Here is a 14,145-nt window from a genome sequence, read left to right on the forward strand (position 1 = left end):
ACAGGTGTAGTTTTCAGGGAGATATAACGAATAGAAGGACAAAAACCACAATGTCGCGAAGGTGCGGAGTGTAGCAGCTTTTGTGACGTGGCGCATAAAATATCCCCGGCGATGACTCGACGTTTGCGCAAATCAGGCATAATCTTAATCAATCGATTGATTAATTTTTAATGCTGCTATGAATACAACCCCAACGACAACCAAAGGCGAACAGGCGAAAAGTCAGCTTATCGCCGCCGCGCTGGCGCAGTTTGGCGAGTATGGTCTGCATGCCACCACGCGGGATATCGCCGCTCAGGCCGGGCAGAATATTGCGGCCATCACCTACTATTTTGGCTCAAAAGAGGATTTATACCTCGCCTGCGCCCAGTGGATCGCGGATTTTATCGGCACCAGCTTTCGCCCGCACGTGGAAGAAGCCACCGCGCTGTTCAGCCAGCCAGAGCCTGACCGGGCTGCCATCCGCCAGCTGATCCTTAACGCCTGTCACAACATGATCCGCCTGCTGACGCACGACGATACGCTGAACCTGAGCAAATTTATCTCCCGCGAGCAGCTCTCCCCCACTGCCGCGTACCAGCTGGTGCACGATCAGGTGATCGCCCCGATGCACAGCCATCTGACCCGGCTGATCGCCGCCTATACCGGACGGGACGCGAGCGATACCGACACCATTTTGCATACCCACGCCCTGCTGGGCGAAGTGCTCGCCTTCCGTCTGGGGCGTGAGACCATCCTGTTACGTACGGGCTGGACACAATTCGATGAGGATAAAGCCGCGCAAATTAGCCAGGTCATTACCTGTCACGTTGATCTGCTCCTGCAAGGCTTAACGCAAAGGAGCCAGAAGTCATGAAAAAACCTGTCGCCATCATTCTGGTGGTTGTTGTCTTGCTTGCCGCGGGAACAGGCGGCTGGCTGTGGTATCAGAGCCAGCAGGATCGTGGCCTGACGCTGTATGGCAACGTGGATATCCGCACCGTCAACATGAGCTTCCGCGTTGGCGGACGGCTGGCCTCGCTGAACGTTGACGAAGGCGATGCCATCAAAGCCGGGCAGACACTGGGGATGCTGGACAAAGCCCCGTTTGAGAACGCGCTGATGCAGGCAAAAGCAGGCGTCTCCGTCGCACAGGCGCAATACGACCTGATGCTGGCGGGCTATCGTGACGAAGAGATCTCCCAGGCGGCCGCTGCCGTTAAGCAGGCAAAAGCCGCCTATGACTATGCGCAGAATTTTTATAACCGTCAGCAAGGCTTATGGAAAAGCCGTACTATTTCCGCCAACGACCTGGAAAATGCGCGCTCATCCCGCGACCAGGCACAGGCGACGCTGAAATCTGCCCAGGATAAGCTAAGCCAGTACCGCACCGGTAACCGTGCGCAGGACATTGCCCAGGCGAAGGCCAGCCTTGAGCAGGCGCAGGCGCAGTTAGCCCAGGCGGAGCTGGATCTGCACGACACCACGTTAATCGCCCCGTCTGACGGCACGCTGATGACCCGCGCCGTGGAGCCGGGCAGCATGCTCAGCGCGGGCAGCACCGTGTTAACGCTCTCCTTAACCCGTCCGGTGTGGGTGCGCGCTTACATTGATGAGCCGAATCTTGGCCAGATGCAGCCGGGCCGCGAACTGCTGCTCTATACCGACGGTCGCCCGGACAAGCCGTATCACGGCAAAGTGGGCTTCGTCTCCCCTACCGCCGAGTTCACGCCAAAAACCGTTGAAACCCCGGACCTGCGTACCGACCTGGTGTATCGCCTGCGCATCATCGTCACCGATGCGGACGACGCGCTGCGTCAGGGCATGCCTGTTACCGTGACCTTAAACGACGGGGAACGACATGAATGACGCGGTTATCCAGCTCAACAATCTGGTCAAACGCTTCCCGGGAATGGCTAAACCGGCGGTCGCACCGCTGAATTGTACGATTCAGAAAGGCTATGTGACCGGGCTGGTGGGGCCGGACGGCGCGGGTAAAACCACGCTGATGCGGATGCTGGCGGGATTGCTGAAGCCGGATGAAGGCAGTGCCAGCGTGCTTGGCCTCGATCCGATCAAAGACGACGCGGCGCTCCACGGCATACTCGGCTATATGCCGCAGAAGTTTGGTCTGTACGAAGACCTGACGGTGATGGAAAACCTCAACCTGTACGCCGACCTGCGCAGCGTCACCGGCGAAACCCGGGAGAAAACCTTCGCCCGCCTGCTGGAATTTACCTCGCTCGGCCCGTTCACCGACCGGCTGGCGGGCAAGCTCTCCGGCGGGATGAAGCAGAAACTGGGGCTGGCCTGCACGCTGGTGGGCGAACCGAAGGTGCTGTTGCTGGATGAACCCGGCGTCGGCGTGGACCCGATTTCCCGCCGTGAACTGTGGCAGATGGTGCACGAGCTGGCGGGTGACGGCATGCTGATCCTCTGGAGTACCTCATACCTTGATGAAGCAGAACAGTGCCGCGACGTGCTGCTGATGAATGAAGGCGAACTGCTCTATCAGGGCGAACCCACCGAGCTGACGCAAACCATGGCCGGGCGAAGTTTTCTGCTGCACAGCGCGCAGGAATCCAACCGCACGCTGCTGCAACAGGTGCTGAAGCTGCCCCAGGTGAGCGACGGGATGATTCAGGGCCGTTCGGTGCGCGTGATCCTCAAAAAAGAGGCCACCGCCGACGATATCCGGCGTGCGCAGGGGATGCCTGAGATCGACATGACAGAGACCGCGCCGCGCTTTGAAGATGCGTTTATCGATCTGCTGGGCGGGGCGGGAACCTCAGAATCACCGCTTGGCGCCATTCTGCACACGGTGGAAGGTACGCCGGGCGAAACGGTCATAGAAGCGAAATCGCTCACCAAAAAATTCGGCGACTTCGCCGCCACCGATAACGTCAATTTTGCCGTGAAGCGCGGCGAGATATTTGGCCTGCTCGGGCCGAACGGCGCAGGGAAATCCACCACCTTTAAAATGATGTGCGGCCTGCTGGTACCAACCTCCGGCAAAGCGCTGGTGCTGAACATGGATCTCAAAGTCAGCTCCGGCAAGGCGCGCCAGCACCTGGGCTATATGGCGCAGAAGTTTTCGCTCTACGGCAACCTGACGGTGGAGCAAAATCTGCGATTTTTCTCCGGCGTCTACGGCCTGCGGGGACGGGCACAGAATGAGAAGATCGGCCGCATGTGCGACGCCTTCGGCCTGACCGATATCGCCTCACACGCTACCGACGCTCTGCCGCTTGGCTTCAAACAGCGGCTGGCGCTGGCCTGCTCGTTGATGCACGAGCCGGATATCCTGTTTCTTGATGAACCGACTTCAGGCGTGGATCCCCTCACCCGCCGTGAATTCTGGTTGCATATCAATAGCATGGTGGAAAAAGGCGTGACCGTGATGGTCACCACCCACTTTATGGACGAGGCGGAGTATTGCGACCGTATCGGGCTGGTCTATCGCGGCAAGCTGATTGCCCACGGCACGCCGGATGACCTGAAAGCGCAGGCCGCCGACGACGCGCAGCCAGACCCGACCATGGAGCAGGCGTTTATCACCCTCATTCACGACTGGGATAAGGAGAATACTCATGCGCAGTAACGCCCTCTCCTGGCGCCGGGTGCGCGCCCTGTGCGTTAAAGAAACGCGTCAGATCGTGCGCGATCCCAGCAGCTGGCTGATTGCGGTGGTGATCCCCCTGCTGCTGCTGTTTATTTTCGGCTACGGGATTAACCTCGATTCCAGCAAGCTGCGGGTCGGGATTTTGCTGGAGCAGCAGAGCGAAGAGGCGCTGGACTTCACCCACGCCATGACCGGCTCGCCCTACATCGATGCCACCATCAGCGACAACCGGCAGGAACTGATCCAGAAAATGCAGGCCGGAAAAATTCGCGGTCTGATCGTCATTCCGGTCGATTTTGCCGCTAACATGGCACGCCCGGGCGCCGATGCGCCAATTCAGGTGATCACCGACGGCAGCGAGCCGAACACCGCGAACTTTGTGCAGGGTTACGCGGAGGGGATCTGGCAGCTGTGGCAGATGCAGCGCGCCGAAGACCGGGGGGAGGAGTTTGAACCGCTGATTGACGTGCAGACACGCTACTGGTTTAACCCCGCCGCCATCAGCCAGCACTTTATTATTCCGGGCGCGGTAACGATTATTATGACGGTGATCGGCGCGATTCTGACCTCGCTGGTGATCGCCCGCGAGTGGGAGCGCGGCACCATGGAGGCGCAGCTCTCGACCGAAGTGACGCGCGTCGAGCTGCTGCTGTGCAAGCTTATTCCCTACTACTTCCTCGGCATGCTGGCGATGCTGCTCTGCATGCTGGTGTCCGTCTTTATCCTCGGCGTGCCGTACCGCGGCTCGCTGGTGGTGCTGTTCTTTATCACAAGCCTGTTTTTACTCAGCACGCTGGGGATGGGGCTGCTCATCTCCACCATCACCCGCAACCAGTTTAACGCCGCGCAGGTGGCGCTGAACGCCGCTTTCCTGCCGTCAATAATGCTCTCAGGGTTTATCTTCCAGATAGACAGTATGCCTGCCGTCATCCGCGCCGTGACCTACATTATCCCGGCGCGCTACTTCGTGAGCACGCTGCAAAGCCTGTTCCTGGCGGGGAATATTCCGGTAGTGCTGATTATCAACACGCTGTTTTTAATGGCGTCGGCGGTGATGTTTATCGGGTTGACGTGGATGAAAACCAAACGGCGGTTAGATTAAGGAGCGCGCATGTTTCACCGTTTATGGACACTGATCCGCAAAGAGCTGCAATCCCTGCTGCGCGAGCCGCAGACCCGCGCCATTCTGGTGCTGCCGGTGCTGCTTCAGGTTGTACTGTTTCCGTTTGCCGCCACGCTGGAGGTCACCAACGCCACCATCGCCATTTACAACGAAGACAATGGCAAGCATTCCGTCGAGCTGACGCAGCGTTTCGCCCGCGCCAAAGCCTTTACCCATGTCCTGCTGCTGCAAAGCCCGCAGGCGATCCAGCCCACCATCGACACGCAGAAAGCATTATTGCTGGTGCGCTTCCCGGCGGATTTCTCCCGCAATCTGGATACCTTCCAGACCGCGCCGATGCAGCTGATCCTCGACGGGCGTAACTCCAACAGCGCCCAGATCGCGGCCAACTACCTCCAGCAGGTGGTGAAGGATTACCAGCAGGAGCTGATGGCGGGCAAACCCAAACCCAACAACAGCGAGCTGGTGGTGCGCAACTGGTACAACCCGAATCTGGACTACAAGTGGTTTGTGGTGCCGTCGCTGATCGCCATGATCACCACCATTGGCGTGATGATTGTCACCTCGCTGTCCGTGGCACGCGAACGTGAGCAAGGTACGCTGGATCAGCTGCTGGTCTCGCCGCTCGCCACCTGGCAGATATTTGTCGGCAAGGCGGTGCCGGCACTGATTGTCGCGACGTTCCAGGCCACCATCGTGCTGGGGGTGGGAATATGGGCGTACCAGATCCCGTTTGCCGGATCGCTGGCGCTGTTTTACTTCACGATGGTGATTTACGGCCTGTCGCTGGTGGGGTTTGGGCTGCTGATTTCCGCGCTATGCTCAACGCAGCAGCAGGCGTTTATTGGGGTGTTTGTCTTTATGATGCCGGCGATTTTGCTTTCTGGATACGTTTCGCCAGTGGAGAACATGCCGGTGTGGTTACAGGATTTGACGTGGATAAACCCGATTCGTCACTTCACGGATATCACCAAGCAAATCTATCTGAAGGATGCGAGTCTGGATATTGTGTGGGGAAGTTTGTGGCCGCTACTGGTCATCGCGGCCACTACGGGCTCAGTGGCCTATGCGATGTTTAGACGAAACATCGCGTAGCTTTTTCTCTTTGGTGAGCAACGACACCACCGCGGGTCCTGCGAGGATAGCCAGACCCGCCAGGGCCAGCAGCAGGTTGTTTTGCAGCACGCGTGACAACAGCCACAGGACGATCATTGCCGCACCAAAATACCAGGTGGTGGTGAGCTCTTCGAGCACATCTCCCACTTCACGCCAGCGCGCGTCGTGGTGACGCTGTAAAAACAGCATCGACAGCACGGTCACGCCGTAAACCACGCATAACCCTAAGCCAACACGCACCAGCGTGCCGCTCATCCAGCCCATCACCAGTACGGCCACGACCAGTAAATGCAACATTATCTGCCAGCAACTCAAACCGGTTGCGACACGAACGCGTTGTTGCCACTTCATGGCTTCTCTCCTGAAGGATTTTTCTCTGCTAATTCAGACTACCGCACTTTACGGAAAATTCCGTAACGCCGCATCTTTTTGTGACGCCTACTACACTTTATTTTCATCGGGATAGTCACCCAGGAAGGTGTTTATGAGCAAAAAAACGCAGCATTTCTCGCTTAAGGTGCTGACGATAAACATTCATAAGGGCTTCACAGCATTTAACCGCCGCTTCATTTTACCGGAGCTGCGCGACGCGGTGCGCACCGTCAGCGCCGATATTGTCTGCCTCCAGGAGGTCATGGGCGCGCATGAAGTGCACCCGATGCATTTCGAAAACTGGCCCGACACGCCCCACTACGAGTTTCTGGCGGATACCATGTGGAGCGATTACGCCTACGGGCGCAATGCGGTCTACCCGGAGGGGCATCACGGTAACGCGGTGCTGTCGCGTTTTCCTATCGAGCATTATGAGAACCGGGACGTCTCCGTTGGCGAGAGTGAAAAACGCGGGCTGTTATACTGTCGTATCACCCCCCCAGAGCTCGATTTTCCCATTCATGTAGGCTGTGTTCATCTTGGCCTGCGTGAAGCCCACCGTCAGGCCCAGCTACAGATGCTGGCAGACTGGACAAATGCGCTGCCGGAGGGCGAGCCCGTGGTGGTGGCCGGTGATTTCAACGACTGGCGACAGCGTGCCAACCATCCGCTGAAGGTGAATGCGGGGCTGGAGGAGATTTTTACCCGCGCACGCGGTCGTCCCGCGCGAACGTTTCCGGTGCGCTTCCCCCTGCTGCGCCTTGACCGCATCTACGTAAAAAATGCCCACGCCAGTAGCCCGACGGCGCTGGCCTTGCTCAACTGGCGACATCTCTCCGACCATGCCCCACTCAGCGCGGAGATCCACTTATGAAATGCACATGGCAGGAAGGTAACCGTATTACGCTGCTGGAAAATGGCGATAACTATTATCCGGCGGTTTTTGAGGCGATTAGCCACGCACAGCAGAAAGTCTTTCTGGAAACGTTTATCTGGTTTGAAGATGACGTGGGCAGGCAGTTGCATAGCGCACTGCTGCATGCCGCTCGTCGCGGTATAAAAATCGAGGTCCTGCTCGACGGATATGGTTCGCCGGATCTCAGCGACGAATTTGTTAACGAGCTCACCGCCGCAGGGGTGGTGTTCCGCTATTACGATCCCGGCCCGCGTCTGTTCGGCATGCGCACCAACCTGTTCCGCCGTATGCACCGCAAAATTGTGGTGGTGGATGAAACGGTGGCCTTCGTGGGCGGCATTAACTACTCCGCCGAGCATATGTCGGATTACGGTCCCGAAGCGAAACAGGACTACGCGATCCGTATCGAAGGGCCGGTAGTGCAGGACATCCAGCTGTTCGTGCTGGAAAACTTACCCGGCAAGGAGGCCGTCCGCCGCTGGTGGCGACGCCGTCACCGCCCGGAGGAGAACCGCAAGCCCGGCGAGGCGCAGGCCCTGTTCGTCTGGCGTGATAACGAGGAGCATCGGGACGATATCGAGCGTCATTACCTGAAGATGCTGGCGAACGCGAAGCGCGAGGTGATTATCGCCAACGCCTATTTCTTCCCCGGTTACCGGATTTTGCATGCCATGCGCAACGCGGCCCGACGCGGCGTGAGCGTGAAGCTTATCGTGCAGGGTGAGCCCGATATGCCGATTGTGAAGGTGGGCGCGCGTCTGCTCTATCGCTATCTGGTCAAAAGCGGCGTGCAGATCTATGAATATCGCCGCCGCCCGCTGCACGGCAAAGTCGCCGTGATGGATGACCACTGGGCGACCGTCGGCTCCAGCAACCTTGATCCGCTGAGCTTATCGCTGAATCTGGAAGCGAACCTCATCATCCACGATCGCCAGTTTAATCACACCCTGCGCGATAACCTTCAGGGTCTTATTAATAAAGACTGCGTGCGTGTGGATGAGTCCATGGTGCCGAAACGGAGCTGGTGGAACGTGGGCATCGGCGTGGTGGTGTTCCACTTCCTGCGCCACTTCCCGGCCATGGTGGGCTGGCTGCCCGCGCATACGCCGAAACTGGCGCTGGTGGATCCGCCTGTGCAACCCGAAATGGAAACCCAGGACCGCGTAGAGGCGGAAGATGGAGGGAAAACCTGATGTCGAAATCTCATCCTCGCTGGCGGCTGGCGAAAAAAATCCTGACCTGGCTGTTCTTTATTGCCGTCGCGGTCCTGCTGGTGGTGTATGCCCAGAAGGTGGACTGGGAAGAGGTGTGGAAAGTTATTCGCAACTACAACCGGACAGTCCTGCTGGGTGCCGTTGGGCTGGTGATTGTGAGCTACCTGATGTACGGCTGCTATGACCTGCTGGGACGCGCCTACTGCGGGCATAAGCTTGCCAAACGGCAGGTTATGCTGGTGTCATTCATCTGCTACGCCTTTAACCTGACGCTGAGCACCTGGGTGGGCGGGATTGGTATGCGCTATCGCCTGTACTCCCGCCTTGGCTTACCGGGCGGCACCATTACGCGTATTTTCTCCTTAAGCATCACCACCAACTGGCTGGGGTATATTCTGCTGGGCGGGGTGATTTTCACCATCGGCGTGGTGCAGCTGCCTGCGCACTGGTACATCGATGAGGCCACTCTGCGCATTCTGGGCATCGTACTGCTGCTGATCATCGCGGCCTACCTGTGGGCCTGCGCCTTTGCCAAACGTCGTCACATGACCATTAAAGGCCAGAAGCTGGTGCTGCCGTCATGGAAGTTTGCCGTCCTGCAAATGGTGGTTTCCAGCGCCAACTGGATGGCGATGGGGGCTATTATCTGGCTGTTAATTGGCGAAGATGTGAATTACTTCTTCGTGCTGGGCGTGTTGCTGGTAAGCAGTATTGCCGGGGTGATTGTGCATATTCCGGCGGGTATTGGCGTACTGGAAGCGGTGTTTATCGCGCTGCTTGCGGGGGAGCATGTGTCTCACGGGACGATTATCGCCGCCCTGCTCGCGTACCGCATGATCTACTACTTCCTGCCGCTGGCGCTGGCAACGGTCTGTTATCTGGTGCTGGAGAGTCGGGCGAAGAAGCTGCGCGCGAAGAACGAGAAGGCGATGGCAAAATAAAAGCAAAACGGCAACTTCGTTGCCGTTTTTAGGGGTTGTTCCCTCTCCCTGTGGGAGAGGGTCAGGGTGAGGGCATCAGACAGCGCCACCCTCACTAACGACGGTTGCCGAAGATACGCAGCAGCATCAGGAACAGGTTGATGAAGTCCAGATAAAGCGTCAACGCGCCCAGAATCGAGTATTTGCGCAGGTTTGAACTGTCACGAACATCAATTTGTTCACCGATGTTTTTCAGCTTCTGGGTGTCGTAGGCGGTTAAGCCCACGAAGATCACCACCCCGATATAGGTCACCGCCCACATCAGCGCGTCACTTTTCAGCCACAGGTTCACCAGCGACGCCAGCACAATCCCAATCAGCCCCATAAACAGCATGTTGCCGAAGCCGCTCAGGTCACGTTTGGTGGTGTAACCGTACAGGCTCATCACACCGAACATCCCGCCGGTCACCACAAAGGTGCTGGCGATGGAGGAGTAGGTGTAAACGATGAAAATACTGGAAAGCGTCAGCCCGGTCAGCGCCGAATAGAGCATAAACAGCGTGGTCGCCATACCCGAGCTGAGCTTGTGCACCAGCCCGGAGAGCACAAATACCAGCGCCAGTTGCGCAATAATCAGCCCAAAGAAGGTGATTTTGCTGGAGAAGATAAACATCATCAGTTCAGGCGTGTTTGCCGCATACCACGCGATAAACGCGGTAAGCAGCAGGCCAACCGTCATCCAGCCATATACCTGAGCCATGTAGGTTTGCAGCCCGCTACGGGTCTGCTGAACTATCGAATCGGAACGCGGAAATCGGTCCATGATTCACTCCTGATTAAGTAAACACACACGTTAAGACTAACACATCCACGTAAACCTGTTACCAACGGCTGGCGGCATGCTTATCGCTGTCGCGTGATTCCACCCAGCGCTCACCTTCCGGCGTCGCTTCACGTTTCCAGAACGGCGCTTTGGTTTTAAGATAATCCATGATGAACTCCCCCGCCGCAAACGCACTCCCGCGATGGGCGCTGGTGACGCCGACAAACACAATCTCTTCGCCGGGCCACATTTCGCCGATGCGATGGATAACCGTAACGCGTCCCAGCGGCCAGCGGCCTCGCGCCTCTTCGACAATGGCCGCCAGTGATTTTTCGGTCATCCCCGGATAGTGCTCCAGCGTCAGCGCTTTTACGCTGTCGCCGAGGTTGTGGTTACGCACTTTTCCGGTAAACGTCACGACCGCGCCGTCTTCATCGCGCTCTGCCAGCCAGCTGTATTCGGTACCGACGCTAAAGCGCTCAGGGCCGACCAGAATTCGGGTTTCCGTCATCTTAACCCCCTGTGACCGGCGGGAAGAAGGCCACTTCGTCCCCATCGGCCAGCGGGTGGGTCAACTCCACCAGCGTCTGATTCACGGCGGCCAGCAGTTTGCCTTCATCCAGCGCCAGCGCCCAACGGTCGCCTTGCGCCGCCAGATGCGCGCGCAGGGCGGCGACGTTTTCGAAAGAGCCGTCCAGCGTCAGGCTGTCGGTATTGACCAGCTCACGGACCTGGGCAAAAAAAAGCACCTTAATCATGGCTTTCTACCTTAAAATCGCCGGATTTGCCGCCGCTTTTTGCCAACAGACGCACCGGGCCAATCACCATATCTTTCTGCACCGCTTTACACATGTCGTAGATGGTCAGCGCCGCCACGGAGGCCGCCGTCAACGCCTCCATCTCCACGCCGGTTTTCCCGGTTAAGCGGCACAAGGACTCGATACGCACGCGATTATGCGCCGGCTGCGCCTGCAAATTTACCTCCACTTTGCTGAGCATCAGCGGGTGGCAGAGCGGGATGAGGTCCCAGGTACGTTTAGCGGCCTGAATACCAGCGATACGGGCGGTGGCAAACACATCACCCTTGTGATGGCTGCCGTCGATAATCATCGCCAGCGTCTCCGGCAGCATGGTGATGAACGCTTCAGCACGCGCCTCGCGCACCGTTTCGGCTTTGGCGGAGACATCCACCATATGCGCTTCGCCAGCGGCGTTTATGTGGGTCAGTTGTGACATAGCTTATTTCTTTAAATGGGGATGGAAATTACACGGACGGGTACGAGCATCCAGCTGCGGGGCAATAATGTTTTCCCACGCGGTGCGGCAGGCTTTGGTCGACCCCGGCATGGCGAAGATCAGCGTCTTGTTCGCCACCCCCGCGACAGCACGGGACTGAAGCGTAGAGGTACCAATCTCTTCAAACGAGAGCATGCGGAACACTTCGCCGAAGCCTTCCACTTCGCGATCGAACAGCGGGAGCAGCGCTTCCGGCGCCTGGTCGCCTGCGGTAAAGCCGGTGCCGCCAGTGATCAGCACCACCTGGACGTCATCGTTCGCAATCCACTGTGAGACCTGAGCGCGAATGGCGTAACGGTTTTCTTTGACGATCGCTTTATCAACAATCTGGTGTCCGGCTTCGTGTGCCGCCTCGCGCAGCCAGTGGCCGGAGGTATCATCCTCTTCACCACGACGTTCGGAAACGGTAAGAATAGCAATGCGTGTCGGGATAAATTCCGCGCTTACTTGACTCATCTTCTGGTTCCTTCTAAAGCCTGATTACCCGCCGATATAGGACAGGTTCTGAGTAATGCCGGTGTTGCCCTGATGCAGGAAATGGGTCTGCTTTTTGTGCGTCAGCGCCTCGGAAATGCGTGCTTCAAGCGCGTCCTGTTGAGCGTCATCTTCCAGCAAATCGCGCAGATCGACGCCGCCATCCCCGAACAGGCAAAGATGGAGCTTGCCAACGGAGGAGACACGCAGGCGGTTGCAGCTGGCACAGAAGTCTTTTTCATAGGGCATGATCAGGCCGATTTCGCCTTCATAATCCGGATGACAAAAAACCTGCGCCGGGCCATCGCTGCGCTGGCGGATCTGGTGGATCCAGCCGCGTTTCAGCAGTTCATCGCGCAACACCATGCCGGAAATATGGTGACGGCGGAACAGCTCGCTGCCCTCGCCCGTTTCCATCAGCTCGATAAAACGCAGTTGAATGGGACGGGATTTAATCCACGCCAGGAAGGTGTCCAACTGATGGTGGTTTACGTCGCGCATCAGCACCGTGTTGACTTTGACTTTTTCGAACCCGGCGGTAAACGCCGCATCGATGCCGTCCATCACCTGGCGGAACTTGTCCTGACCGGTAATGGCGTGAAACTGCCGGGCATCAAGGCTGTCCACGCTGACGTTGATCGCCGTCAGCCCCGCATCGCGCCAGTACGCCACGTCACGCGCCATGCGGTAACCGTTGGTGGTCACCGCGATCTGGCGGATACGTTCGTTTTCACGCACGGCGGCAATAATGTCAGGGAAATCACGACGCAGGGAGGGCTCTCCCCCGGTAAGACGCACTTTTTCCGTGCCGAGTTCCGAGAACGCACGCGTAACGCGGCGTACTTCATCCACGGAGAGAAAGCCATTATTGGTGACGCTGCCCGGCTTGTAGCCATCGGGCAGGCAGTAGGTGCAACGGAAGTTGCACACATCGGTAATCGACAGACGCAAGTAGTAAAACTTACGCGCGAAAGCATCAGTAAGTTGTGAAGCCATGTACACCTTTCCAGATCGGGAGGCACAGTCATTTCTTTCTGTACCCTGGTGGCAAATCCGCCACGGCCAGGGCGCCATATCTCTCGACACAGGCGCCAGGGCTAGAGTGTATGTTTTCAGTTTTGAAAACGTGGTTATGGCGATAGTAGCGTGGAAATCGCCACTTCGCCATTGTCGCTTTTCGCTATATAAATTTATACATAACGATGTTATCGTGCATTTTCACTACAGAATACGCAAAAACAGCGCTTTCGCATTGATATACGTCATTATGGATTGTGAGAGGCATCGTCTTTTAGGAGTAGTTGCGTTACTGTGACGCAAGCTTAACAGGATAAGGAATAGGTATGCGCAATCGCACTTTTGCGGATCTGGACCGCGTGGTCGCTCTTGGCGGAGGTCACGGGCTGGGACGGGTTATGTCGTCGTTATCGTCACTGGGCTCGCGCCTGACGGGCATCGTGACAACAACGGACAACGGCGGCTCAACCGGGCGGATCCGACGTGCTGAAGGCGGGATAGCCTGGGGCGACATGCGCAACTGCCTCAACCAGCTCATCACTGAGCCAAGCGTGGCCTCGGCGATGTTTGAGTACCGTTTTGGCGGGAATGGCGAACTTTCAGGCCATAACCTTGGAAATCTGATGTTAAAGGCGCTGGATCACCTGAGCGTGCGCCCTCTGGAAGCGATCAATTTAATTCGTAACCTGCTAAAAGTGGATGCGTTCCTGATCCCAATGTCCGAACAGCCGGTAGATTTGATGGCGATCGATGCTGACGATCACGAAGTGTATGGTGAAGTGAATATCGACCAGCTTCTTCTGCCGCCAAAAGAGCTGATGACCTACCCCAGCGTACCCGCAACGCGTGAAGCGGTAGAAGCGATTGGCGAGGCCGATCTGATCCTGATTGGGCCGGGAAGTTTTTACACCAGCCTGATGCCGATCCTGCTGGTGAAAGAGCTGGCGCAGGCGCTGCGCAGAACGCCTGCGCCCATGGTCTATATCGGTAATTTAGGCCGCGAACTCAGCCCGGCGGCGGCAAGCCTGTCGCTGGCGGATAAGCTGGACCTGATGGAACAGTACGTTGGTAAGAAAATTATCGATGGTGTCGTGGTCGGACCGAAAGTGGATGTATCAGGGATTGGCGATCGCGTGGTGGTACAGGAGCCGCTGGAAGCCAGCGATATTAAATATCGCCACGACCGCCATCTTCTACGCGAGGCGCTGGAGAAGGCGATTCAGGCATTAGGTTAGGTTCGTTTTGTGCGGCCTGATGCCCTCACCCCGGCCCT

General features: G+C 57.5%; 16 protein-coding genes and 1 riboswitch. Of the genes, 9 read left to right on the forward strand and 7 right to left on the reverse strand.

From position 1 onward, the window contains the following. Positions 1-178 precede the first annotated feature (178 nt). From cecR to ACOTXD_RS06050, 5 genes are read left to right on the forward strand one after another with little or no spacing between them, the layout of a single operon-like run. Positions 179-856: a transcriptional regulator CecR gene (cecR, locus tag ACOTXD_RS06030; protein ID WP_126501146.1), complete on the forward strand. Its 678-nt coding sequence runs from the start codon at positions 179-181 to the stop codon at positions 854-856. Then, complete coding sequence (gene hlyD, locus ACOTXD_RS06035; RefSeq protein WP_023315672.1) at positions 853-1,848, forward strand: secretion protein HlyD; 996 nt, start codon at positions 853-855, stop codon at positions 1,846-1,848. Before cecR ends, hlyD begins: the two co-directional genes overlap by 4 nt. Next, on the forward strand, positions 1,841-3,580 hold the full coding sequence (locus ACOTXD_RS06040; protein ID WP_061856300.1) for an ATP-binding cassette domain-containing protein: 1,740 nt from the start codon (positions 1,841-1,843) through the stop codon (positions 3,578-3,580). Before hlyD ends, ACOTXD_RS06040 begins: the two co-directional genes overlap by 8 nt. Further along, positions 3,570-4,703 carry an ABC transporter permease gene (locus ACOTXD_RS06045; protein WP_421766387.1) on the forward strand — a complete coding sequence of 378 codons (1,134 nt, stop codon included), beginning with the start codon at positions 3,570-3,572 and terminating at the stop codon, positions 4,701-4,703. Before ACOTXD_RS06040 ends, ACOTXD_RS06045 begins: the two co-directional genes overlap by 11 nt. Positions 4,704-4,712: 9 nt before the next feature. Continuing rightward, positions 4,713-5,819 (forward strand): ABC transporter permease, encoded by a 1,107-nt coding sequence (locus tag ACOTXD_RS06050; RefSeq protein WP_022647506.1) that lies wholly within the window; start codon positions 4,713-4,715, stop codon positions 5,817-5,819. Here the strand turns inward: ACOTXD_RS06050 and ACOTXD_RS06055 are convergent. Continuing rightward, on the reverse strand, positions 5,781-6,191 hold the full coding sequence (locus ACOTXD_RS06055) for a YbhQ family protein (RefSeq protein ID WP_003858499.1): 411 nt from the start codon (positions 6,189-6,191) through the stop codon (positions 5,781-5,783). The two genes, ACOTXD_RS06050 and ACOTXD_RS06055, sit on opposite strands and share 39 nt — an antisense overlap. Before the next feature lie 133 nt (positions 6,192-6,324). On the opposite strand from ACOTXD_RS06055, the gene ACOTXD_RS06060 reads away from it, so the two are divergent. The 3 genes from ACOTXD_RS06060 to ACOTXD_RS06070 are packed head-to-tail and all read left to right on the forward strand — an operon-like array spanning position 6,325 to position 9,283. Further along, positions 6,325-7,086: an endonuclease/exonuclease/phosphatase family protein gene (locus ACOTXD_RS06060; RefSeq protein WP_023315668.1), complete on the forward strand. Its 762-nt coding sequence runs from the start codon at positions 6,325-6,327 to the stop codon at positions 7,084-7,086. Further along, on the forward strand, positions 7,083-8,321 hold the full coding sequence (clsB, locus tag ACOTXD_RS06065) for a cardiolipin synthase ClsB (protein WP_003858503.1): 1,239 nt from the start codon (positions 7,083-7,085) through the stop codon (positions 8,319-8,321). The genes ACOTXD_RS06060 and clsB overlap by 4 nt, the downstream gene beginning before the upstream one ends. Further along, complete coding sequence (locus tag ACOTXD_RS06070; protein ID WP_003858505.1) at positions 8,321-9,283, forward strand: lysylphosphatidylglycerol synthase domain-containing protein; 963 nt, start codon at positions 8,321-8,323, stop codon at positions 9,281-9,283. Before clsB ends, ACOTXD_RS06070 begins: the two co-directional genes overlap by 1 nt. A gap of 94 nt (positions 9,284-9,377) precedes the next feature. On the opposite strand, the gene ACOTXD_RS06075 is transcribed toward ACOTXD_RS06070, so the two are convergent. The 6 genes from ACOTXD_RS06075 to moaA form a co-directional block, all read right to left on the reverse strand. Beyond that, complete coding sequence (locus ACOTXD_RS06075) at positions 9,378-10,085, reverse strand: Bax inhibitor-1/YccA family protein (protein ID WP_003858508.1); 708 nt, start codon at positions 10,083-10,085, stop codon at positions 9,378-9,380. A gap of 58 nt (positions 10,086-10,143) precedes the next feature. After that, positions 10,144-10,596, reverse strand: a complete 453-nt coding sequence (moaE, locus tag ACOTXD_RS06080; RefSeq protein ID WP_003858509.1) for a molybdopterin synthase catalytic subunit MoaE — start codon at positions 10,594-10,596, stop codon at positions 10,144-10,146. Between the two features lies 1 nt (position 10,597). After that, on the reverse strand, positions 10,598-10,843 hold the full coding sequence (moaD, locus tag ACOTXD_RS06085) for a molybdopterin synthase sulfur carrier subunit (RefSeq protein ID WP_003858510.1): 246 nt from the start codon (positions 10,841-10,843) through the stop codon (positions 10,598-10,600). Continuing rightward, on the reverse strand, positions 10,836-11,321 hold the full coding sequence (gene moaC, locus ACOTXD_RS06090; RefSeq protein WP_003858511.1) for a cyclic pyranopterin monophosphate synthase MoaC: 486 nt from the start codon (positions 11,319-11,321) through the stop codon (positions 10,836-10,838). The genes moaD and moaC overlap by 8 nt, the downstream gene beginning before the upstream one ends. Before the next feature lie 3 nt (positions 11,322-11,324). Next, complete coding sequence (moaB, locus tag ACOTXD_RS06095) at positions 11,325-11,837, reverse strand: molybdenum cofactor biosynthesis protein B (RefSeq protein ID WP_003858514.1); 513 nt, start codon at positions 11,835-11,837, stop codon at positions 11,325-11,327. A gap of 24 nt (positions 11,838-11,861) precedes the next feature. Continuing rightward, the gene (gene moaA, locus ACOTXD_RS06100) at positions 11,862-12,851 is read right to left on the reverse strand and encodes a GTP 3',8-cyclase MoaA (RefSeq protein WP_003858516.1); all 990 of its coding nucleotides are present in this window, start codon (positions 12,849-12,851) and stop codon (positions 11,862-11,864) included. Next, positions 12,839-12,972: riboswitch (molybdenum cofactor riboswitch) on the reverse strand. It overlaps the preceding gene by 13 nt. A 226-nt stretch (positions 12,973-13,198) precedes the next feature. Between moaA and yvcK the strand changes: the two genes are divergently transcribed. Further along, positions 13,199-14,107 (forward strand): uridine diphosphate-N-acetylglucosamine-binding protein YvcK, encoded by a 909-nt coding sequence (gene yvcK / locus ACOTXD_RS06105; RefSeq protein ID WP_023299636.1) that lies wholly within the window; start codon positions 13,199-13,201, stop codon positions 14,105-14,107. Positions 14,108-14,145: the final 38 nt, after the last annotated feature.

The sequence above is a fragment of the Enterobacter cloacae complex sp. CDL013 genome (assembly GCF_049238805.1).
Lineage (GTDB): Bacteria > Pseudomonadota > Gammaproteobacteria > Enterobacterales > Enterobacteriaceae > Enterobacter > Enterobacter hormaechei_C.

Coding starts and splice junctions, on each gene's coding strand:
- cecR (WP_126501146.1), top strand. CDS start 179: ATGAATACAACCCCAACGACAACCAAAGGCGAACAGGCGAAAAGTCAG.
- hlyD (WP_023315672.1), top strand. CDS start 853: ATGAAAAAACCTGTCGCCATCATTCTGGTGGTTGTTGTCTTGCTTGCC.
- ACOTXD_RS06040 (WP_061856300.1), top strand. CDS start 1,841: ATGAATGACGCGGTTATCCAGCTCAACAATCTGGTCAAACGCTTCCCG.
- ACOTXD_RS06045 (WP_421766387.1), top strand. CDS start 3,570: ATGCGCAGTAACGCCCTCTCCTGGCGCCGGGTGCGCGCCCTGTGCGTT.
- ACOTXD_RS06050 (WP_022647506.1), top strand. CDS start 4,713: ATGTTTCACCGTTTATGGACACTGATCCGCAAAGAGCTGCAATCCCTG.
- ACOTXD_RS06055 (WP_003858499.1), bottom strand. CDS start 6,191: ATGAAGTGGCAACAACGCGTTCGTGTCGCAACCGGTTTGAGTTGCTGG.
- ACOTXD_RS06060 (WP_023315668.1), top strand. CDS start 6,325: ATGAGCAAAAAAACGCAGCATTTCTCGCTTAAGGTGCTGACGATAAAC.
- clsB (WP_003858503.1), top strand. CDS start 7,083: ATGAAATGCACATGGCAGGAAGGTAACCGTATTACGCTGCTGGAAAAT.
- ACOTXD_RS06070 (WP_003858505.1), top strand. CDS start 8,321: ATGTCGAAATCTCATCCTCGCTGGCGGCTGGCGAAAAAAATCCTGACC.
- ACOTXD_RS06075 (WP_003858508.1), bottom strand. CDS start 10,085: ATGGACCGATTTCCGCGTTCCGATTCGATAGTTCAGCAGACCCGTAGC.
- moaE (WP_003858509.1), bottom strand. CDS start 10,596: ATGACGGAAACCCGAATTCTGGTCGGCCCTGAGCGCTTTAGCGTCGGT.
- moaD (WP_003858510.1), bottom strand. CDS start 10,843: ATGATTAAGGTGCTTTTTTTTGCCCAGGTCCGTGAGCTGGTCAATACC.
- moaC (WP_003858511.1), bottom strand. CDS start 11,321: ATGTCACAACTGACCCACATAAACGCCGCTGGCGAAGCGCATATGGTG.
- moaB (WP_003858514.1), bottom strand. CDS start 11,837: ATGAGTCAAGTAAGCGCGGAATTTATCCCGACACGCATTGCTATTCTT.
- moaA (WP_003858516.1), bottom strand. CDS start 12,851: ATGGCTTCACAACTTACTGATGCTTTCGCGCGTAAGTTTTACTACTTG.
- yvcK (WP_023299636.1), top strand. CDS start 13,199: ATGCGCAATCGCACTTTTGCGGATCTGGACCGCGTGGTCGCTCTTGGC.